General features: G+C 67.9%; 21 protein-coding genes and 1 tRNA gene. 10 read left to right on the top strand and 12 right to left on the bottom strand.

Features of this window, described 5'->3' with window-relative positions:
* Positions 1–63: 63 nt before the first annotated feature.
* From SB816_RS04750 to SB816_RS04735, 4 genes are all read right to left on the bottom strand, one after another.
* Positions 64–1,368, bottom strand: coding sequence for an ATP-binding protein (locus SB816_RS04750; RefSeq protein ID WP_410546565.1), 1,305 nt, complete (start codon positions 1,366–1,368; stop codon positions 64–66).
* Positions 1,369–1,658: 290 nt separating this feature from the next.
* Positions 1,659–2,435 carry an SDR family oxidoreductase gene (locus tag SB816_RS04745; RefSeq protein WP_116791619.1) on the bottom strand — a complete coding sequence of 259 codons (777 nt, stop codon included), beginning with the start codon at positions 2,433–2,435 and terminating at the stop codon, positions 1,659–1,661.
* Positions 2,436–2,469: 34 nt separating this feature from the next.
* Complete coding sequence (locus SB816_RS04740; protein ID WP_410546564.1) at positions 2,470–3,384, bottom strand: 3-keto-5-aminohexanoate cleavage protein; 915 nt, start codon at positions 3,382–3,384, stop codon at positions 2,470–2,472.
* Positions 3,385–3,394: 10 nt separating this feature from the next.
* Positions 3,395–4,618 (bottom strand): ABC transporter substrate-binding protein, encoded by a 1,224-nt coding sequence (locus SB816_RS04735; RefSeq protein ID WP_100507583.1) that lies wholly within the window; start codon positions 4,616–4,618, stop codon positions 3,395–3,397.
* Positions 4,619–4,756: 138 nt separating this feature from the next.
* On the opposite strand from SB816_RS04735, the gene SB816_RS04730 reads away from it, so the two are divergent.
* A complete protein-coding gene (locus tag SB816_RS04730; RefSeq protein WP_231891503.1) occupies positions 4,757–5,533 on the top strand; it encodes a Crp/Fnr family transcriptional regulator in 777 nt (258 codons plus the stop codon).
* Positions 5,534–5,629: 96 nt separating this feature from the next.
* Complete coding sequence (locus SB816_RS04725) at positions 5,630–6,202, top strand: GNAT family N-acetyltransferase (protein WP_175189463.1); 573 nt, start codon at positions 5,630–5,632, stop codon at positions 6,200–6,202.
* A gap of 40 nt (positions 6,203–6,242) precedes the next feature.
* Here SB816_RS04725 and SB816_RS04720 read toward each other — a convergent pair whose 3' ends face one another.
* Positions 6,243–7,298 (bottom strand): RNA methyltransferase, encoded by a 1,056-nt coding sequence (locus tag SB816_RS04720; protein ID WP_116791620.1) that lies wholly within the window; start codon positions 7,296–7,298, stop codon positions 6,243–6,245.
* A gap of 79 nt (positions 7,299–7,377) precedes the next feature.
* Positions 7,378–8,433 carry a DUF72 domain-containing protein gene (locus SB816_RS04715; RefSeq protein ID WP_410546563.1) on the bottom strand — a complete coding sequence of 352 codons (1,056 nt, stop codon included), beginning with the start codon at positions 8,431–8,433 and terminating at the stop codon, positions 7,378–7,380.
* A gap of 217 nt (positions 8,434–8,650) precedes the next feature.
* Between SB816_RS04715 and SB816_RS04710 the strand changes: the two genes are divergently transcribed.
* Both SB816_RS04710 and SB816_RS04705 read left to right on the top strand, forming a co-directional pair.
* Positions 8,651–9,190, top strand: a complete 540-nt coding sequence (locus tag SB816_RS04710) for a helix-turn-helix domain-containing protein (protein ID WP_081273463.1) — start codon at positions 8,651–8,653, stop codon at positions 9,188–9,190.
* Entirely contained in the window at positions 9,187–10,212 is a 1,026-nt protein-coding gene (locus SB816_RS04705; RefSeq protein ID WP_410546562.1) for a type II toxin-antitoxin system HipA family toxin, read from the top strand. The genes SB816_RS04710 and SB816_RS04705 overlap by 4 nt, the downstream gene beginning before the upstream one ends.
* Before the next feature lie 103 nt (positions 10,213–10,315).
* On the opposite strand, the gene SB816_RS04700 is transcribed toward SB816_RS04705, so the two are convergent.
* The 5 genes from SB816_RS04700 to SB816_RS04680 all read right to left on the bottom strand — a co-directional run bounded on the left by SB816_RS04700 (position 10,316) and on the right by SB816_RS04680 (position 14,820).
* Positions 10,316–10,389: transfer RNA gene (locus tag SB816_RS04700), tRNA-Gly, on the bottom strand.
* Positions 10,390–10,468: 79 nt separating this feature from the next.
* A complete protein-coding gene (locus SB816_RS04695; RefSeq protein ID WP_064524789.1) occupies positions 10,469–11,455 on the bottom strand; it encodes a Bug family tripartite tricarboxylate transporter substrate binding protein in 987 nt (328 codons plus the stop codon).
* Positions 11,456–11,521: 66 nt separating this feature from the next.
* Positions 11,522–12,484, bottom strand: coding sequence for a hydroxymethylglutaryl-CoA lyase (locus SB816_RS04690; protein WP_410546561.1), 963 nt, complete (start codon positions 12,482–12,484; stop codon positions 11,522–11,524).
* Between the two features lie 40 nt (positions 12,485–12,524).
* Positions 12,525–13,718 (bottom strand): CaiB/BaiF CoA transferase family protein, encoded by a 1,194-nt coding sequence (locus SB816_RS04685; protein ID WP_054500579.1) that lies wholly within the window; start codon positions 13,716–13,718, stop codon positions 12,525–12,527.
* Positions 13,719–13,908: 190 nt separating this feature from the next.
* The gene (locus tag SB816_RS04680) at positions 13,909–14,820 is read right to left on the bottom strand and encodes a LysR substrate-binding domain-containing protein (protein ID WP_059272644.1); all 912 of its coding nucleotides are present in this window, start codon (positions 14,818–14,820) and stop codon (positions 13,909–13,911) included.
* 181 nt (positions 14,821–15,001) lie between these two features.
* On the opposite strand from SB816_RS04680, the gene trmB reads away from it, so the two are divergent.
* The 4 genes from trmB to lysM all read left to right on the top strand — a co-directional run bounded on the left by trmB (position 15,002) and on the right by lysM (position 17,682).
* Entirely contained in the window at positions 15,002–15,772 is a 771-nt protein-coding gene (trmB, locus tag SB816_RS04675) for a tRNA (guanosine(46)-N7)-methyltransferase TrmB (protein ID WP_410546560.1), read from the top strand.
* A complete protein-coding gene (pip, locus tag SB816_RS04670) occupies positions 15,772–16,713 on the top strand; it encodes a prolyl aminopeptidase (protein WP_054500576.1) in 942 nt (313 codons plus the stop codon). Before trmB ends, pip begins: the two co-directional genes overlap by 1 nt.
* Before the next feature lie 12 nt (positions 16,714–16,725).
* The gene (gene thiS, locus SB816_RS04665) at positions 16,726–16,926 is read left to right on the top strand and encodes a sulfur carrier protein ThiS (protein WP_056559414.1); all 201 of its coding nucleotides are present in this window, start codon (positions 16,726–16,728) and stop codon (positions 16,924–16,926) included.
* A gap of 309 nt (positions 16,927–17,235) precedes the next feature.
* A complete protein-coding gene (lysM, locus tag SB816_RS04660; protein WP_006385755.1) occupies positions 17,236–17,682 on the top strand; it encodes a peptidoglycan-binding protein LysM in 447 nt (148 codons plus the stop codon).
* Positions 17,683–17,860: 178 nt separating this feature from the next.
* Here the strand turns inward: lysM and ffh are convergent, their stop codons facing one another.
* Positions 17,861–19,267, bottom strand: coding sequence for a signal recognition particle protein (ffh, locus tag SB816_RS04655; RefSeq protein ID WP_049076369.1), 1,407 nt, complete (start codon positions 19,265–19,267; stop codon positions 17,861–17,863).
* A 106-nt stretch (positions 19,268–19,373) separates the two neighbouring features.
* Between ffh and SB816_RS04650 the strand changes: the two genes are divergently transcribed.
* Complete coding sequence (locus tag SB816_RS04650) at positions 19,374–20,216, top strand: inner membrane protein YpjD (RefSeq protein ID WP_049076371.1); 843 nt, start codon at positions 19,374–19,376, stop codon at positions 20,214–20,216.
* Position 20,217: 1 nt separating this feature from the next.
* Positions 20,218–20,484, top strand: coding sequence for a PP0621 family protein (locus SB816_RS04645; protein WP_059272645.1), 267 nt, complete (start codon positions 20,218–20,220; stop codon positions 20,482–20,484).
* Positions 20,485–20,588: the final 104 nt, after the last annotated feature.

Here is a 20,588-nt window from a genome sequence, read left to right as displayed (position 1 = left end):
ACGGGCCGGGCGCGACCGCCCACGCCTGCGGGTTGACCCCTATGCCTGGCGGCCAGTCGAATGCTATGCCGCCGACGCTGGCACCGCCCAGCGCAACACGAAGCGCGCCCCGCCCATCGGGCTGTCCGTGACACTGATGGCGCCACGGTGCCCGACCGCGACGCGCTGCGCGATCGCCAGCCCCAGCCCGGCGCCGCCGGTGCCGCGATCGCGGCTTTCATCCAGCCGGATGAAGGGTTCGAAAATCCGTTCGCGATCGGCCACCGGAATGCCCGGTCCGTCGTCGTCCACGATCAGCTCGAAATGCCCCGCCGACGTGTGCGTCAGCGCGACTTCGACGCGGCCCCGCGCATAGCGCACCGCGTTCTGCACCAGGTTCAGCAGGGCCCGGCTCATATAGCGCGGATGCAGGCACACGTGCGGGGGATGGCCGTCCGCCACGACGCAGCGCACATTGCGCGCCTCGGCCTGGTGCGCCACCTGGGCCAGGGCCTCGCCCAGCCAGTCGCGCGTGTCCACGGTTTCCAACCGCACGGCCTCTTCGGTGGGCCGTTCCAGCCGCGCGTACACCAACAGCTCCGCCACCATGCTCTCCAGCTCCGAAATGTCCGCGCGCATGTCGCGCAAGACCGGCTGATGCGCTGGCGGCAGGCCGCCGCGCCCCAGTTGGTCCACCTCGAACGACAGCCGCGCCAGCGGCGTGCGCAGCTCATGCGAGACGGCGTTGGTCAGGCTGCGCTGATTCTCGATCAACGCGGCAATGCGCTCGGCCATGTGATTGAAACTCTCGCCGACGTGACGGATCCCGGCGATGCGCGACAGGCGCACGCGCATGCTCAGTTCCCCGTGCCCCATGCGCAGCGCGGCATTGCGCAGCGCGTCCATGTCGCGCCACATCGGCAACGCCCACAGCGCCAGCAGGCCGATCGCCACCACGATCCCCAGGCACAGCCAGACGGACAGGGCGACCACGGTGTCGAACACGTTGGGCAGGCGCAACTCCAGCCACTGCGCGGGCTCGCCCGGCAACGGCAGCAGGTGGGTGTCGAAATCGTCGCGCATCACGACGCCCATGGTCTGCCATTGCTCGCGCTCATCCTCGGTCAGGTGGACCTGATACGCTTGCAGCAAGCGCATCGCGATGCCGTAATGCGGCTGCACCTGGTCGCGCAGCACGTCTTCGCGCCGCGCCGGCGGCACCGCGTCCAACCGCTCATGCAACTCGTAGAACTGGCCCCGCAGCGATTGGAAGGCAACCTCTTCGACCATCGGCTTGAGCAGCGCCCCCAGCCCCTTGTCCACGAACAGATAGGCCAGCCCCAGGCTGATCAGCACCACGACAACGACACGAATGAGAAATCTGAGCATCAGTAGCCTTCGGGCCGGCGGCGGGCGCGTCCGCGCAGCGAGGGCGGGCGGAGAGGGATGATGGAAACGCGCGGACGGCCGCAATGGCGGATCGCGCGGGCCGCGGCGGATGCGCGCCCCGGGATGATAGAAAACAAGCCGGCGGCCGTTCCGCCGCCTTTTGTGTGGGATTTGTGAAAAAAAGTGAAACGCCGGCGGGCCGCGGTGCCGCTAGCCGTCGCGGCGATCGACCCGCGCGGCCATGCCGCAGATCAGGCGGCCCTGTCGGGCGCGGCGCCCGCCATGCCCCGTCACCCCAGGTATTCGACGTTGCCGCACACCGAAATGCTCTGGCCGCTGATCATCGCGCCCTCGTCCGAGCACAGGAACGCGACCTGATTGGCGATATCCTCGGGCTGCGTCATCCTGCGCAGCGACACCTTCTCCACCAGTTGCGCGCGCATGACATCGTTGCTGACGCCGCCGGCCGCCGCGCGCGCGGCGATGATGCGCTCGACCCGCTCGCCCGCCACCACGCCGGGCAGCACCGAATTGACGCGGATGCCGGACGGTCCCAGCTCCATCGCCCAGGTCTGCGTCAGCCCCGCCAATCCGAACTTGCTGGCGCTGTAGGGGCTGCGCAGCGAAAAGCCCAGGCGCCCCGCGACCGACGAGATATTGATGATCGCCCCGCCGCCCGCCTCGCGCAGCAGCGGCACCGCGCCGCGCGCGCACAGGAACGTGCCGGTCAGGTTGACGTCGAGCGTGGCGCGCCACGCCGCCAGGTCCGTCTCCTCCAGCCGGCTGGTGGGGCCCGACACGCCAGCGTTGTTCACCAGCGCGTCGAGCCGGCCCCAGCGCGTGGCCAGGTCCGTGAACATCGCCAGCACCTGGGCCTCATCGGATACATCCGTGACGCTGCCGCTCAGGCCCGGATGCGCCCGCACGGCGGCCTGCACCGCCTCTGCCGCCACATCACAGATATGCACCTGCGCCCCCGACGCCAGGAACTTGCGCGCGATCGCCAGCCCGATTCCCCCCGCGCCCGCGGTGACCAGGACCCGCTTGCCTTGCAACGATTCGATCATCAGGCTTCGTCCTTTGAAAAATGCCGCATCGGTCTCACAGCGCGAATGCCGGCCGCACGCCGCCCCGCAGCGGCAGGCCCATGATCTCGCGCGCCTCGGCGGGCGTCGCGGGCTCCATGTCCAGCTCGCGGATGATGCGCACGATGCGCTCGGTCAGTTGCACGTTGGTCGCCAGCTCGCCATGGCGGTAATACAGGTTGTCCTCCAGCCCGACCCGCGCATGCCCGCCCAGCAGCAGCGCGCTGATGTTGGCTTCGAGCTGCGACGGCCCGATGCCGCTGACGCAGAAGATGCTGTTCCTGGGCAGCAGGTCCACCATCATCTGCAAATGGCGCGGCGAGAACGGCATCGCGTTCTGGAAGTTGCGGTGCACATTCATCACCAGGTTGATGAAATGCGGCTCCTCGTCCAGCCCTTCGTTGATCAACGTGGTCGCGTCCTGCAGGATATGGGTCGGGCTGAACACCTCCCACTCCGGCTTGATGCCGCGCGCCTTCATGCCGGCCGCCAGTTCGCGGGCGCGGGACAAGGGCGTGTTCATCAGGTATTCGCGGTCGCCGAAGGCCAGGTTCAGCGTGGTGGCGTCCAGCGTGCACATCTCGGCGCCGGCGCCCATGCCCTTGAGCCGCTCTTCCCACAGGATCTCCCAGGTGCCCGGCGTGGTTTCCCTGACCATGTCGCCGTGCACGCCGCCACCCGTGGAATTGTTCAGCACGATGTCGCAGCGCTCACGGATGCGCTGGTTCATGTCGCGGTAGATGGCCGCGTCGCAGGTGGCCTGGTCGTCGGGACGGCGCGCGTGCAGCGCGACCACGCTGGCCCCGGCGTTGTAGCAACGGTAGACGTCCTCGGCGATCTCGGCCGGCTGGGTCGGCAGATGCGGGTTCTGGCTCTTGAACGCCATGCCCCCGGTGGGAGCAATGGTCACGATCACTTTGCGTTTTGCCATGGCGATTCTCTTATTTCCAAAGGGCGCAGCGGGTCTCGGCCTTGGTGGTGAAGGCCTCGTTGCCATCGATGGTCTGGACCACCTTGAAGTAGTCCCAGGGCGCCTTCGATTCCTCGGGCGTCTTGACCTGCAGCAGATACATGTCGTGCACCACGCGGCCATCCGGACGCACCACGCCGTTCTTGATGTACACGTCGTCGAGCTTGTTCTCGCGCAGATACGCCAGCACCTTGTCGGCATCGTCGGTGCCCGTCGCCTTGACCGCGCGCAGGTACTGGATGGCCGCCGAATAGTCGGCCGCCTGCAGCGACGACGGCATGGCGTTGCGGCGCTCGTAGAACTTCCGCGCCCAGGCCCGCGTCTCGTCCGACGCGTTCCAGTACCAACTGTCGGTCAGGTACATGCCCTTGGCCGTCTCCAGGCCCATGGCGTGGATGTCGTTGATGAACATGATCATGCCGGCCAGCCGCATCGTCTTGGTCAGGCCGAATTCGTTGGCCGCCTTGATCGCATTGGTGGCGTCCGCGCCGGCATTGGCCAGCGCCAGGATCTCGGCCTTGCTGGCCTGCGCCTGCAACAGGAACGACGAGAAATCGCTGGTCGACAGCGGATGCTTGACCGACCCGACCACCTTGCCGCCGCCCGCCTCGACCACCTTGGTGGTATCGGCCTGCAACGCATGACCAAAGGCATAGTCCGCCGTCAGGATGTACCAGCTCTTGCCGCCCGCCTTCACCACCGCCGCGCCCGTGCCGCGCGCCTGCGCCACGGTGTCGTAGGCATAGTTCAGCGTGTATGGGGTGCACTGCTCGTTGGTCAGGGCCGGCGCGCCCGCGCCCACCACGATGATCGGCTTCTTCTTGTCGGCGGCCACCTTCGACATGGCCAGCGCCGTGCTCGAATTGGTGCCGCCGATCAGCATGTCCAGGCCCCGCTGGTCGAACCATTCGCGCGCCTTGGCCGAGGCAATGTCCGCCTTGTTCTGGTGGTCCGCCGTCAGCAGCTCGATCTTCTTGCCATTGATCTCGCCGCCCATCTCCTCGATGGCCATCTTGATGGCTTCTGCCCCGCCCGGGCCGTCCGGCCCAGAATAGACGCCCGACATGTCGGTGATGAAGCCGATCCGGATCACGTCGTCGGAAATCTGCGCCCGGGCCGCGCCCGCGTGCAGCAGCGCGCCGGCGATGGCGCCGGCCAGGACAGCGCGCGAAAACCTGCGTGGCATTGACAACATACCTGTCTCCTCTTATGGTTTTTTGGCTCTGGGGCCCCGAATATTCTCGGACTGGCCCCGCCAGCGAACAGTCATCATGTTGACAAAGCGCCCTAGGGTTTACCTGGGCGCCCTCACCACGGCGGAACGGGGACAACCATGCGCGCACCGGCAGCCGGAACCGGCCATGAACCTGCCAGCCCGAAGCGGCGAGCCAAGCAAGACCCGGTGGACCGGATGCTGGCCGTCGTGCCCTGGTACAACGGCCTGCCGCGCCTGGAACGCGACGTGGTCCGGGCCGAGCTGCGGGTGGTGTCATTGCAGGCGGGCGAACGCCTGTTCCGCGAGGGTTCGAAATCGCTGGGCTGGTATGGCGTGGTGGACGGCCTGGTGAAATGGTCGTCGCGCGGCTCGGACGGTCGGTCGCTGTCGCTGGCCGGCTTCAGCACCGGCAGTTGGTTCGGCGAGGCCACCATGATCCGCCGCGAGCCGTTCGAATACGAAGTGGTGGCGCTGCGCCCGAGCCAGGTCGTGATCCTGCCGCGCGACACCTGCGAGCGCCTGTGGAACAACAATATCGCGTTCACCAAAGCGCTGATGACCCACCTGGCGCAGCGCGTCAATTGGCTGATGGCCTGCTATACCGGCAACGTGCTGCTGGACGTGGACACCACGGTGGCCCGCGCCGTCGCCGCGCAGTTGAACGCCGAGCAGCATTCCGGCACCAACGGCCGCCTCAAGATCTCGCAGGAAGAGATCGCCGGCCTGTGCGGCGTGTCGCGCCAGCGCTGCAACGCCGCGCTGACGAAGCTGGCGCGGGCGGGGGTGCTGCGCACGCATTATGGCGGCATGACGATCCTGGATCGGGAGGGCCTGTACCGGCACGCGAAGCTCAACCGCGAGCCTGCTGATCACCCGGCCGACATGCCCGCATAGCCCGCCGGTCGACCCGGGCGGTCAACGCCACGCGCTTCCGCCGTTCACCTGTCCGCGGTATCTTCTCGCCTTCCATTGCTGCTCATCCCGCGCCCCATGATCCCCACCCCGACGGCCCCGGCCGGTCCGCTGCTCACGCCCCGCCTGTCGCTGCGGCAAGCGACTCGCCAACATGCCCCGGCCCTGCTGGCGTACCACCTTGCCAACCGGGCCCACCTGCGGCCCTGGGAGCCCGCCCGGTCCGACGCGTTCTACACCGCCGCGTCGACCGAAGAACGGCTGGCCGCGATGGAAACGAGTGCCGCCGCCGGGCAGGCGGTGCACCTGCTGCTGTTCGACAGGACCGACGACAGCCTGGTCGGCACCTGCAACTTCACCAATATCGTGCGGGGGGCCTTCCAGGCCTGCCATCTGGGCTTCTCTGTCGCGCAAGACCGCGAAGGCCAGGGCCTGATGCGGGAATGCCTCCTCGCGGCGACCCATTTCATGTTTGCCGAGCACGGGCTGCATCGCATCATGGCGAACCATCGCCCCGAGAACACGCGCAGCGCGCGCCTGCTGAGCAGCCTGGGGTTCGAGCGCGAAGGAACGGCTCGGGCCTATCTGAAAATCGACGGAAGCTGGGCGGACCACGTGCTGACGTCGCTGATCAATCCCGCCGACGCCTGACCGGCCGTCACGACGCGCCGCGCCCCGGGCAAGGCCGCGTTTACGCGGCTTGCCGCGTGGTGGCGCGGTTGCGGCGCAGTTCCACCACCTGCTCCGCCCCCGCCGCGCGGGCACGCAACTGGCCGCAGCCGCCGTCCACATCCTGCCCGGCGCTGTTCCTGATCTTGGTCAGCACACCGCGGCGATGCAGCGTGCGCACGATCTCGCGAATGCGTTCGGCCTCGGGCCGCTGGTAGTCGTCGCCTTCCATGCTGTTGAACGGGATCACGTTGAGCACGCCGAACTTGCCCTTGAGCAGGCGCGGGATGGCGTCGAGTTCGTCGTCGCCGTCATTGACCCCCTTGAGCAGCGTCCACTGATACTGGATCGGGTAACCGGTATCACGGGCGTAGCGCTCGCCCATTTCCACCAGGTCCCGCGGCGCGATCTTCGGCGCGCGCGGCAGCAGGTGCTCGCGCAGCTCTGCGCGGGTCGTATGCAGCGACAATGCCAGGGCCGGCTTGACCGCCTGTCGCGGCAGCGCGTCGAACACGCGCGGATCGCCCACGGTGGAGAACACCAGGTTCTTGTGGCCGATATTGCCTTCGGTGCCCAGCAGGTTGATGGCTTCCAGCACGTTGTCCAGGTTGTGCGCCGGTTCGCCCATGCCCATGAAGACCACTTTCTTCACCGCGCGCAGCCGCCGCGCCAGCACCACCTGCGCCAGGATCTCCATGCTGGCCACCTGGCGGATCAGGCCGCTCTTGCCGGTCATGCAGAACCGGCAGCCGACCGCACAGCCGACCTGGGTGGACACGCACAGCCCGTCTCGCGGCAGCAGCACGCTTTCCACCATCTGGCCGTCGGCCAGGTCGACCAGCAGCCGCGAGCCATCGTGGCCGGCATGCTCGGAACGGACACGGGCCAGGCCGTCCAGCTCCGCCGCCAGGGCGGGCAGCGCCTCGCGCAGCGCCAGCGGCAGATAGTTGTCGAAGCGCCGCCGCCATATGTCGCTGTCGAACGCCTGACCGGTCAGCCAGGCGCGCAGGACCCGCCCGCGATGGGCGGGCTGGGCGCCTAGGGCGGCGAGACGTTGGTGGAAATCGGCGTAGCGCATGGGGAGCGGATTTTAGCGCGCCCGGCGGGGGGCGCCCGGCAAGCTCGATGCCGGGCAGGGCGAGCCGGACAGGCCCGATCTACCCGGCGATGGCCTGGGCCAGTTTCTGGATGGACAGCGGCGCGCAGCCCTCGGCGTCATTGCTGACCGTGACGTAGGCCGGCTGGCCCGCGCCCGTAATGCCGCGGATCGTGCGCGCCAGCGCCGCGCGCGTGGGAAGATCCTCGCTGAGCAGGGCATTGAACGGATCATGCTTCTTCTGCGCGTCCGCATAACCGTATGCGCCGAACACGCGGTTCAGGTTCCAGCGGCAGACCAGCGGCCCCGGCCAGAGCGCGCGCAGCATCGGCAGTTGCGCGTCGATCGGCGGCATCTTGCCATGCAGCCCCAGGCAGAACGTGGCCCCATGCGCCTTGAGCGTGTCAACCAGCGCCTGACCCAGCAGTTCCGGGTCGCGCACTTCCACGGCGACGATCACGGCATCATGCGCGGACAATGCCTCCCGCACGGCGGCCAGCATGCGCCCCAGTTTCTCGAACAGCGATGCCGAGCGGCTCAACATGCCCAGAGGCAACGGACTCAGTTGGAACACCAGCACACCGAGCTTGGCCCCCAGGCCTTCGAGCGCCAGGCGCACGAATTCCTGGACAGCCACCGACGGGTCGAGGAAAAGCGGGTTGGCCTGCCGCGTCCTGCCTGCTTCGCCACGCACCTGGGCGTCGGTAACGCTGGCAGGGCATTTGACGACGAAACGGAAATCCTCATCGACCTGCCCCGCATAAGCGGCGTACTGGCTCGCCGTCAACGGCTGCCAGAACGTGCGGTCCACGCAGACCGTGCGCAAAAGCGGATGCTGGTGGTAGGCGCCCAGGCCGTGCCTGGACAGTGTGCTCGAATCGTATTCGCCGTCCCAGACCAGCCCTTCCCAGCCGGGATACGACCAGGTGGAGACGCCAAAGCGCAACTGGGCGGGCAACTGCCGGGCGAGCGCGCGCCATTCCTGCCCCGCGGGCGCGGGAAGCACTTTGGCCATGCCCCGGAGGGCGGAAAGCTCGGGGATGTCAGGAGGCGTTGCCTGCCGCGGGGCCTCGGCCGGAGGAACGGGCAGCGCGTCGCCGAAAAGATCTTCTTGCATTACTTGTCATTCTGGCGCGGGTGATGGGCTATAGGGTACTTGAATCACGCCGGGCACTTTGGATGTAATTATTTTGGCCATTCTTATCCAAAAAGAATGAAATATTTTCATTCCCATATTGCTGGAAAAGACGTAAGCACCTCCCTGACTTTCAGAAAACACCTCATAAATGCTAATATTTTGGCATCTAATATCTTAAATAGCTAAAATATTAGCCATGGCAAAAAAGACCGCCCCTCTCCTGCCAGGAACCAGCAAGCTCCTCGTCGAATTCGGTGAGCGGCTCAAGCTTGCGCGCCTGCGCCGCAAGTTGTCCGCCAAACAAGTCGCCGAGCGAGCGGGCATGTCTCCCATGACCCTGCGTTCCCTGGAGGCCGGCGGGTCGGGAGTCACGATCGGGGCTTACCTGTCCGTCATGCAAGTCCTGGGGCTGGCCGACGATCTCGCCAAGCTTGCGGGCGCCGACGAACTCGGCCGACAACTTCAGGACGCTCGCTTGATCAGGAATGCTTCTGTGCGTCGCCAACACAGGACCGCCCCGGAGACGGTCGGCCACCCGTCACCGAACGCCCGAGCGCGGGACAACGCCTCCTCAACCCAGACCAATAGCGCGAAGACGAAGGTCCGCAAGCCGGCGGCTGCAAGCGCGGGGAAGCCGGTGGAAGGCAAACCAGGGAAAAGCGTCGACATCGCGAGTACGGACAGCCTGGCCTCTTTGCTTCGGAAACCGAAACGTAAAGGGAATGCGCCGTCATGAGCATGATCGCCGTATATGCGGATTGGGATGGACTGCCCGGCCCCCAACGACTCGGCTTCTTGCACAGCCGCAAGACCCGGGCGACTGAGCGATTCGAATTCGAATATGACGAAGCCGCGCTCACCTCCCCGCTTTTCCACGGGCTGCAATTGGACCCGGGCATTCAAGCCTTCGGCGGACCACAGTACCCCGTCGCACCAAGAGACCAATTCGGGGTCTTCAAAGATTCCAGCCCCGACCGTTGGGGCCGCCTTTTGATGGATCGAAGATTCGAGCGTGACAAACGCCAAGGTCTGGTGCCGGCGCGGGCCCGTCTATACGAGTCGGATTACCTGCTTGGCGTGCATGATGTGTACCGCGTGGGCGCGCTGCGGTACCGACTCGAGGACACTGGAGATTTCCTCGACAATCGCATCAACCTTGCGGCCCCGCCGTTTACAGAAATCCGCGCGCTGGAGCAGGCCAGCCGTGCGCTTGAGCGAGACCCCGACAACGTCGCGGTCCGGGGACAGGACTGGCTGCGCATGCTCATCGCGCCAGGCGGCTCACTCGGCGGCGCCAGGCCCAAGGCGAGCGTCGTGGACGACGCCTCGACGGGGGTCAGTTACCTGGAACTGGCGGAGGCGCTCATGAACCAGGGCGCGCAACCCAATCAAGATCTGCGAGAACTATGGTCGCGAATCGTCTTCAACATCCTCGTATCCAACGCCGACGATCACCTTCGCAACCATGGCTTCATCCTGGTGCCGGGCCTGGGCTGGAAACTCTCCCCGGCGTACGACATGAACCCCGTCCCTTACGCCGACGGTCTCAAGCTGAACATTACCGATGCGGATAATGCCCTGGACCTGGAATTGACTCGACAGATTGCCAACTACTTCCGCCTGACCCTTCGTGAAGCAGACGAAATCATCAACGATTTCCGGGACATTGTCGGCCAATGGCGAACCCTGGCCCAAAGACTGGGCCTATCCGCATGGGAACAGGACCGAATGGCAGAGGCCTTCCGCCTTGCCGCATGATGCGCGATTGACGCGGATGTCACGCCGCGCACACCCGCTGGCGCGGCGGCCCATGCGAGCATGGCACACGGCCCGTTGCGAGTCAGACAGGGAACTGGCGAATTGGAGCGGGTGAAGGGAATCGAACCCTCGTATGAAGCTTGGGAAGCTGCCGTTCTACCATTGAACTACACCCGCTCGGGTGTCGTGCCCCGGCGCAAGACCGGAGCAGAGACAGGAATTATAGCCTGGGTTTTTCCGCCCCAGGCCACCGCCTTCAGTTCGCCGTGATCCCCGCCGCCTTCACCACCTTGCCCCAGCGGTCCAGCTCGGCCTGGGTATAGTCGCCCAGCGCCTTCGGCCCCATGAATTCGGCCTCGGCGCCCTGCTCGGCCGCCTTCTGGCGGAAGGCGTCGGTCTGCATGATCTTCTGGATTTCACCGGCGATCTTGTCCACCACCGGCGCGGGCGTGTCCTTGGGCGCGTACATGGCGAACCAGGACGAGACGATCAGGTCGGGATAGCCGGCCTCGGCGGCGGTGGGCACGTCCGGCAGCGACGCCAGGCGCGTATTGCCGGTGACGGCCAGCGCGCGCAGCTTGCCGGCGGCGATCTGGCCGAGCAGCGGCGGCGGCGTGGTGATGGTCATGTCGACGGCGCCGCCCAGCAGGTCGTTCAGCGCCGGGCCGGTGCCCTTGTACGGGATATGCGTGATCTGCGTGCCCGCCATCTGGTTGAGCAGTTCGGTGGCGACCTGCTGCAATGAACCATTGCCGGACGAGGCGTAATTGAGCTTGCCGGGATTCGCCTTGGCGTACGCGACCAGGTCTTTCAGCGACTTGATCGGCAGGTCCGGCCGCACCACCACGACCTGGGGCGCGGACAGCACATTGGCCACCGGCGCGAAATCCTTGATCGGATCCCAGCCGGAGGTCGGCGTGACGTGCGGGGTGATGACCTGGAAGCCCGAATACTGCAGCAACAGCGTGTAGCCGTCGGGCTTGGCGCGGGCCACCGCCTGCGCGGCGATGCCGCCGGAGGCGCCGGGCTTGTTCTCGACAACCACGCTCTGGCCGAGGGCGACGCCCAGGGGCTGGGCGATGAGTCGGGCGGCGATGTCGGTGGTGCCGCCGGGCGCGGCCGACACGATCAGCGTGACGGGACGATTGGGAAAATCCGCCTGGGCGTGGGCGGCGCCAGCGGCGGCCACGCCCAGCGCGATGGCGCAGGCGCGTAGAACGGGAACGAAACGGAATGCGGTCATGCGGTTGTCTCCTTGCTGTTTTTGTATGAAGCGCCCGATGGCCGGGCGCGTGGTGTGAAGCAAAACCTAGGCGGCGTCGCCGGCCGGCCCGAACCGCTCCGCCAGCCACGCGGGCGGCGGATGCGCGGCCAGGCGCGGCCCGGCGCGCAACAACGCCATGGGCAGCTCGCGGCCGACCAGCCCCGGCAGTCCGCGCAGGATGGCAAGCAGCGATTCGAGCGACACGCCCGTGCGCACGCCCATGCACTCGAACATGTGGACCAGTTCTTCGGTGTTGACGTTGCCGCTGGCGCCGGGCGCGTACGGACAGCCGCCCAGGCCGCCGGCGGCGGCGTCGAAACGGGTGATGCCGGCCTGCCAGGCGGTGACGGCATTGGCCAGCGCCATGCCGCGCGTATTGTGCAGGTGGACGGTAAGCGCGGTGCCCGGCAAGCGCTGCGCGGCCTGCGCGCACAGCTCGCCGACCTGGCTGGGGTAGGCCATGCCGGTGGTGTCGCACAGCGTGATGCCTCGGGCGCCGGCGTCGACTAGGCGGGCGGCCAGGCCCAGCACTTGCCCTGCCGGCACGTCGCCATCGAAGGGGCAGCCGAACGCGGTCGACAGCGAGACGTTGCAAGGCGCGCCGGCGCGTCCGGCGGCCGCCAGCACCTGGCTGAGTTCGTCGAACGATTGCTGGCGGGTCATGCGCAGGTTGGCGCGGTTATGCGTCTCGCTGCAAGACATGACCAGGTTCATCTCGTCGACGCCGGCCTCCAGCGCCCGCTCCAGGCCGCGGATGTTCGGCACCAGCGCCGTATAGATCACGCCGGGCCGGCGGCGGATGCCCTGCATCACGGCGCCCGCGTCCGCCAGGGCCGGAATGGCCTTGGGCGAAGTGAAGCTGGTGACCTCGATGCGGGCAAAGCCGCAATCGGACAATGCATCGACGAAGGCGATCTTGTCTTCGGTCGGCACCATGCGCGCCTCGATCTGCAAGCCGTCGCGCGGGCCGACCTCGTTGATTTCCAGGACGGGGGAACCGGTGTTCATGAGCGCATCCTCGATGCCGGATTAAGGGGAATGGCGCGGTTCATGCGATCACGCCGCGCGCCCGCAGCGCCTCGCGCTGTTCCGGGCCCAGGCCCGCTGCCGCCAGCACCGCGTCGGTATGCTCGCCCAGCGTCGGCGCGCGCTCGCGCACCGCGCCGGGGTTGGCCGACAGGCACGGAAACACCGCCGGCATGTCCACGGCGATGCCGCTGGCGGCCTCCAGGCGGGTGATGGCGCCGCGCGCCTGGTAATGCGGATCGTGGGCGATGTCGGCCACCGAATAGATGCGGCCCGACGGCACGTCGGCCTCGCGCATGGCCTGCAGCACCTCGTCGATGCTGCGTTCGGCGGTCCAGGCGCCGATGGCCTGGTCGATCTCGGCCACGCGGCGGGCGCGGCCGTCGTTGCGCGCCAGCTCGGGATCGCGGCCCAGATCGTCGCGGCCGATGCGCGCCATCAGCCGGGTGTAGATGGCGTCGCCATTGCCCGCGATCAGCACATAGCCGTCGCGGCACGGATAGGCGTTGGACGGCGCGATGCCGGGCAGCGATGCGCCGGCCGGTTCGCGCACGGCGCCAAACACCGAATACTCCGGCAGCAGGCTCTCGCTGAGATTGAACAGGCTCTCGTACAGCGCCGCGTCGATGACCTGCCCCTGGCCGCCACGGGCATCGCGCTGGTACAGCGCCAGCAGCACGCCCAGCGCGCCATGCAGGCCGGCGATGGTGTCGCCCAGCGACAGGCCGGCGCGCACCGGCGCGCGGCCGGGCTCGCCATTCAGGTAGCGCAGGCCGGCCATGGCTTCGCCAATCGCGGCAAAGCCCGGCTCGCGCGCCTTCGGCCCGGTCTGGCCGTAGCCGGAAATGCGCAGCATGATCAGGCGCGGGTTCAGCGCGTGCAGCGTCTCCCACGACAGGCCCCACTTCTCCAGCGTGCCGGGGCGGAAATTCTCGATCAGCACGTCGGCCTCGGCCGCCAACTGGCGCACGATGTCCTGGCCCTCGGGCTGGCGCAGGTCCACGCACACGGATTGCTTGTTGCGCGACTGGGCCTCCCACCACACCGAGGTGCCCTCGTGCAGCAGCCGCCATTTGCGCAGCGGATCGCCCTGCCCGGGCGGTTCGATCTTGACGACCTGCGCGCCAAAGTCCGCCAGCGTCTTGGCGGCGAACGGCCCCGCGATGAGTTGTCCGAGTTCCAGCACGCGTATGCCGGCGAGTATCTGCCCTGCCATGTCGCCTCCCGGGCGCATCCAACCGATGATGGCCCGCAGTGTGCGTCATCGCCCGGGGCGGCGGAATGGACGATTCGGGAAGGGGGCATTCCCGGATCGAGAAAGCCCGGCGCGGCGGCCGCGACCCGGCCGGACAGGCCGACCGATTGCCGGCCGCCACCAAGCGCTTTTTTTGCGTGCGAGCCGGCCTCTAGGCCGTGCCCGGGTCCTGCGCGCCGCGCAGATGCGCCAGCAACAGCCGCGCCGCCACCGGCAGCGCGTCGGCATCGCGCACACCCAGCAGCAGCCAGCGGCGCGCCCAGTCGTCGGACAGGGCAATCAGGCGGATCGGCATGGAGCGCGCATGCGGCTCGGCCGCCAGCCGCGGCAGAATGCCGACCCCGCGCGTGGCGGCCACCATGCGGCAGATGGCGTCGAAGCTGCGCACCTGGATGCGCAGCCGCATGTCGCGGCCCAGCCGGCCGCTCTCGTCGGCCAGGCGGGTGGCCAGCGAGGTCGCGGGCGGCAGGCCGACGTAGTCGTAGGCCAGGGTATCGGCGAACGCCACGCTGGCCTGGCGCGCCAGCGGATGACGCTGCGGCACGATCAGCACCAGCTCGTCGAGCCGGTACGGCACGGTGGCCAGGCCCGCCGCCGGGGTGCGGTCCGCGAACACGCCGATGTCGGCGCGGTTCTCCAGCACGGCAGTGACGATGTCGCTGCTGTTCTGCTCTTCCAGGTCGATGCGCACGGCCGGGTGCGCTTCCATGAAGGACGCCAGATCTTCCGGCAGGAACTGGGTCAGCGACGAGGTATTGGCGGCGATGCGCACCTGCCCGCGCACCCCCCGGGCATAGTCGGACAGGGTGCCCGCCATCTGCTCGACTTCCTGCAGCACCCGCAGGGCATGGACCAGGCAGGCCTGGCCCGCCTCGGTCAGCTCGACGCCGGCCGCGTTGCGGTACAGCAGTTGGGTGTCCAGCGCGGCCTCCAGGTCCGAGATCCGCTTGCTGGCCGCCCCCACCGCCAGGTGCGACGCGCGCGCGCCGGCCGAGATGCTGCCCTGGCGGGCCACCGAGACGAAAAGCGAGAGCGTGACGAGGTCGATGCGGGCGATATTCATGATGGACGCGCGGCGCCAGGCGGACGCCGCGGCTGCACTATAGCGCGCGGACCCCGGGGGGGACCCGCCCCATTCGATCGCCAGCGATAAGTCCCCATTTAAACCGAAACGCGGACTGCAGCCCGGCGGGGCTGCCACTACAATCCCGCCTATGACAACGAACAGCTCTGCGACTCCGCCCGTGAACACCCCCGCAACACCCGGCAACCCCGACGCGCCCGCGCCGGTTTCCCCCCAGACCGAAGCCGCGCTGGCCAGCGCCGCGCACGCCCCCAACAGCCCGGGCGCCACCCACATCCGCAGCTTCGTGCACCGCCGCGGCCACATCACCCAGGGCCAGTTGGCCGCGCTTGAGCAGTTGCTGGGCAAATGGTCGATTCCCTACGCCGCCAGGCGCCTGGACCCCGCGGTCGCCTTCGGCCGCGAAGCGCCGACGGTGCTGGAAATCGGCTTCGGCATGGGCGAGACCACCGAGAAGATCGCGCTGGCCCGCCCCGGCGACAACTTCCTGGGCGTGGAAGTGTTCAACGCCGGCGTCGGCTCGCTGCTGCGCCGCATCGAGGACTCCAGCATCCCCAACCTGCGCATCATCCAGCACGACGCGGTCGAGGTGGTGCGCGACATGATCGCGCCGGACTCGCTGGCCGGCGTGCACATCTACTTCCCCGACCCGTGGCCCAAGAAGCGCCACCACAAGCGCCGCCTGATCCAGCCGCCGTTCATCGCGCTGCTGGCCAGCCGCATCGCGCCGGGCGGCTATATCCATTGCGCCACCGACTGGGAAGACTACGCGGTGCAGATGCTCGACGTGCTGGGCAACGAGCCGCAACTGAAGAACACCACGGACGGCTACGCGCCGCGCCCTGATTACCGCCCCCTGACCAAATTCGAGACGCGCGGCCTGCGATTGGGCCATGGCGTCTGGGACCTGATCTTCAAGCGAGTCGCCTGATGCTCTACCCCGCGATCGAACCCTACCGCCACGGCATCCTGGATACCGGGGACGGCCACCAGGTCTACTGGGAACTCTGCGGCAACCCGCAGGGCAAGCCCGCCGTGTTCCTGCACGGCGGCCCCGGCAGCGGCTGCTCGCCGGTGCATCGGCAACTCTTCGATCCCAAGCGCTACAACGTGCTGCTGTTCGACCAGCGCGGCTGCGGCCGCTCGACGCCGCACGCCGGCCTGGACAACAACACCACCTGGCACCTGGTGGCCGACATCGAGCGCCTGCGCACCGAGATCATGGGCGCCGACAAGTGGCTGGTGTTCGGCGGCTCATGGGGCTCGACGCTGGCGCTGGCCTATGCCGAGACCCACCCGCAGCAGGTCAGCGAACTGGTGGTGCGCGGCATCTTCACGCTGCGCCGCGCCGAAGTGCAATGGTTCTACCAGGAAGGCGCGTCGTGGCTGTTCCCCGATCGCTGGGAAGAGTACCTGGCCCCCATTCCCGAAGCCGAGCGCGGCGACCTGGTGGCGGCGTACCACAAGCGCCTGACGGGCAATGACCCGGCCGAGCAACTGCGCGCCGCCAAGGCCTGGAGCAAATGGGAAGACAGCACCATCACGCTGCTGCCCAGCCCGCGCCACCAGCAGAGCCACGCCGCCGACCGCGCGGCGCTGGCTTTCGCGCGCATCGAGAACCACTACTTCGTCAACGCCGGCTTCATGGAAGAAGGCCAGTTGATCCGCGACGCCCACAAGCTGCGCGGCATCCCCGGCACCATCGTGCAGGGCCGCTACGACGCCTGCACCCCCGCGCGCACCGCCTGGGACCTGCACCGCGCCTGGCCCGAGGCCGAGTTCCATATCGTGCCCGACGCGGGCCACGCCTTCGACGAACCCGGCACGCTGGCGCGCCTGATCGCCGCCACCGACGCCTACGCCAAACGCTGAGGAGACCGACCCATGCACATCACCCTGAACGGCGACGCCCGTGAATTTCCGCTCGACACCACGGTGAACGAACTGCTCGAAACGCTGGGCTATGCCGGCAAGCGCGTGGCGGTGGAACGCAACGGCGAGATCGTGCCCAAGAGCCAGCACGCGCAGACCGCGCTGAGCGACGGCGACCAGATCGAGATCGTCGTGGCGGTGGGCGGCGGCTGACCCGCGGCGCGGCCGGCAAGCGGCGATCGCCCCCTGCAAAAGGGCTGCAGCAATGCAGCCCTTTTTTCATCATCCTGACGGATGGCTAGCAACCTGTTACACGATTACCCCCCTCAGGCGACGACGTGGCGAGTCATAATCGTTGATGCTGGCGCGTCCGGGCCCGGCCCGGCCCGGCAAACAGGCTTGAACGCCGCCGCCCGCCCGCGGGACCACGGCAACGCCGGCATCGTGCGCAGAAGTCCAGGGACCGCGCGCCCTGACACGCATCGCTCTTTCTCTCACCGCAACATAGACAAAGGAAACACGATGGGTCTGCTCAATTTCATCAAGGACGTTGGAGAAAAACTCTTCGGTGCCAGCGAAGCCAAGGCGGCCACGCCGGATGAGCTGAAGAAGGAACTCGACAAGCACGGCCTGAATGCCGATGGCCTGCAGATCTCGGTCGATGGCGACAAGGTCACCGTCACGGGCGAGGCCGCCAACACCGAAGCCGCCGAGAAGATCGCGCTGGCGCTGGGCAACACCGTCGGCGTGGCCGCGGTGGACAACCAGTTGAAGGTCAAGCAGGCCGCGCCCGAGGCCAAGATGTACACGGTGCAGAAGGGCGACAACCTGTGGAAGATCGCCGAGGCGCAATACGGCAAGGGCCAGGGCGCCAAGAACACCCTGATCTTCGAGGCCAACAAGCCGATGCTGACCAGCCCCGACAAGATCTATCCGGGCCAGGTGCTGCGCATCCCGCCCCTGTCGTAAGCCACGAAACAGAATGGGCCCTCGCGGGCCCGTATCGCGGCGCAGAACCCCCTGCCTGCCGCGATGATTTGGCCAGGCGCAATGCCTGGCCATTTTTTTGGCGGAAATCCCCGGGGGCAAGCGCCCGCGGTCAGCGGCAGCCCCGAGGGCCCCCCGCCGCCGGGCGCCGGCGCGCCGGTCAGCCCTTCATGAAGCGGCCCATGCCCTTCATGCCGCCCATGGCGCGCATCATCTTGGCCATGCCGCCCTTCTTCATCTGCTTCATCATGCCCTGCATCTGCTCGAACTGGGCCAGCAGGCGGTTGACTTCCTGCACCGGCACGCCCGACCCCGCCGCGATGCGGCGCTTGCGCGAGGCCTTGATGAGTTCAGGCTTGGCACGCTCGGCAGCCGTCATGGAATTGAGGATGCCCTCGGTGCGGCGCAACTGCTTTTCCGCCTGGCCGCCCTGCAACTGGCCGGCGGCCTGCTGGAACTGGGCCGGCAGCTTTTCCAGCAGCGAGCCCATGTCGCCCAGCTTCTTGACCTGGCCGAGCTGGTCGCGGAAGTCGTTCAGGTCGAACTTGTTGCCCGACTTGATCTTGGCCGCCAGCTTCTGGGCCTCGGCGATGTCGATGTTCTTCTGGGCCTGCTCGACCAGCGAGACGATGTCGCCCATGCCCAGCACGCGCTGCGCCATGCGCTCGGGGTAGAACGGCTCCAGGCCGTCCAGCTTTTCCGAGACGCCGACGAACTTGAGCGGCTTGCCGGTGACGTGACGCACCGACAGCGCCGCGCCGCCGCGGGCGTCGCCGTCCAGCTTGGTCAGCACCACGCCGGTCAGCGGCAGCGCCTCGGCGAAGGCGCGGGCGGTGTTGACCGCGTCCTGGCCCTGCATGGCGTCGACCACGAACAGCGTTTCGACCGGCTTGACCAGGTCATGCAGCGCGCGGATCTCGCGCATCATGGCCTCGTCGATGCCCAGGCGGCCGGCCGTGTCCAGGATCAGCACGTCGTAGTGGTGACGGCGGGCATGGTCGACCGCGTTGCGGGCGATGTCCTCGGGCTTCTGGCTGGGGTCGCTTGGCAGGAAATCGACGCCGACCTGCGCCGCCACGCTCTTCAACTGGTCGATGGCGGCCGGGCGGTAAACGTCGGCGGACACCACCAGCACCTTCTTCTTGCCGGTCTTGCGGCCGTGCTGGGTGTGCTGGCCTTCGCTCAGCCAGCGGGCCAGCTTGCCGGTGGTGGTGGTCTTGCCCGCGCCCTGCAGGCCGGCCATCAGGATGACGGCGGGCGGCTGCACGGCCAGCGACAGTTCGCCGGAATCGGCGCCCAGGTCGCCGCCCATGAGGGCGGTCAGTTCCTTGTGTACCACGCCCACCAGGGCCTGGCCGGGGCTGAGGCTGCTGGCGACTTCTTCGCCCAGCGCCTTTTCCTTGACCCGGGCGACGAAATCGCGCACCACGGGCAGCGCCACGTCGGCTTCCAGCAGGGCCATGCGCACTTCGCGCAGCATTTCCTGGGTGTTGGCCTCGGTCAGGCGGGCTTCGCCGCGCAGTGTCTTGACGACGCGCGACAGGCGTTGAGTTAGGTTATCGAGCATGAGAGGCGTTTCCGCTTAAACTAGTTGATTGAACGGTGGCCGCAGGCGCGGATTCTGCGCTGTCGGGCGGCATGCGCCCCCAGGCCCCATCCAGACAACGGTTTCTATGTCACTAGGCATTGTATTTCACACAGCGGCCGCCTTGGCGTACGCCGTGCTGGGAGGGTCCCTCTGGATCCGCCTGGCGGGCGCCGGGGAAGTCGAGCAAACGGGCAAAGTCGCCCGTCTGTGCCTGCTGGGAGCCCTGGTTCTCCATGGAATCGGGCTGCAACAGTCCATGCTGGGGGCCCCGCACCTGTTCATCGGGTGGGCGCTGGCCCTGTCTGCCGCCATCTGGCTGGGCATGGTCGTCTTCTGGCTCGAAAGCCTGCTGGTGCGCATCGACGGCCTGCAATTGCTGCTGCTGCCGGCCGCCACCCTGGCCAGCGGCCTGGCCGCCCTGTTCCCCCAGGGACAATTCGTGCCCCATGCCGACAACGCCTGGCTGCGCGTGCATTTGCTGATCGCGCTGGGCGCCTACGGGCTGATTACCATCGCCGCCCTGCACGCGATGCTGATGGCGCTGCTCGACCGCCACCTGCACCGCCCCCTGGACGCCCCCGCCGAACGCAGCATCATCGGCCGCGTGCTGGACTCGCAGCCGCCGCTGCTGGTGCAGGAACAACTGCTGTTCCGCATCATCTGGATCGGCTTCGTGGTGCTGACCCTGGCCGTCGGCTCGGGCTCCATCGCCTCCATGAAGCTCACCGGCCAGATCCTGCCGTTCGACCACAAGACCGTCTTCACCCTGCTGTCCTGGTTCACCTTCGGCGTGCTGCTGGCCGGGCGCCACATCTGGGGCTGGCGCGGCCGCGTCGCCCTGCGCTGGACCCTTACCGGCTTCGGATTCCTGATCCTGGCCTACACCGGCAGCCGGTTCGTGCTGGAAGTCATTCTGCATCGAGGCTGACGTGGGCAAACTGCTGTTCTGGATCGTCATCATCATCGGCGTGCTGTTCGTGGCGCGCATCGCCGGCCGCATGGCCGCCGCCCGCCAGGATTCCCCCGCCAGCGCCAAGCCGCGCGCCACGCCCAACCCGCCCGCCACCGGCGCGCCGGAGGCCATGGTCCGCTGCGCCCACTGCGGCATCCACCTGCCGCGTTCCGAGGCCCTGCTGCAGGGCGGCCAGACCTGGTGCAGCCAGGAACACGCCCGGCTGGGACCGGCGGCGAAATAAAAGGCGGGTCTGAGCGACTGGCCGGCCCGGATCCGCGGGCCCGCCAGCCCGCCATTCCGCCATTCCGCCAGCCCGCCCTGCCCGCCAGCCAGCCCGGAGAGGCT

It is taken from the genome of Achromobacter sp. SIMBA_011, from assembly GCF_046535435.1.
In the GTDB taxonomy this organism is placed as follows: domain Bacteria; phylum Pseudomonadota; class Gammaproteobacteria; order Burkholderiales; family Burkholderiaceae_B; genus Achromobacter; species Achromobacter dolens.
Note: the sequence above shows the minus strand (reverse complement) of the source record. Positions and strands in the feature narration are given on the sequence as shown.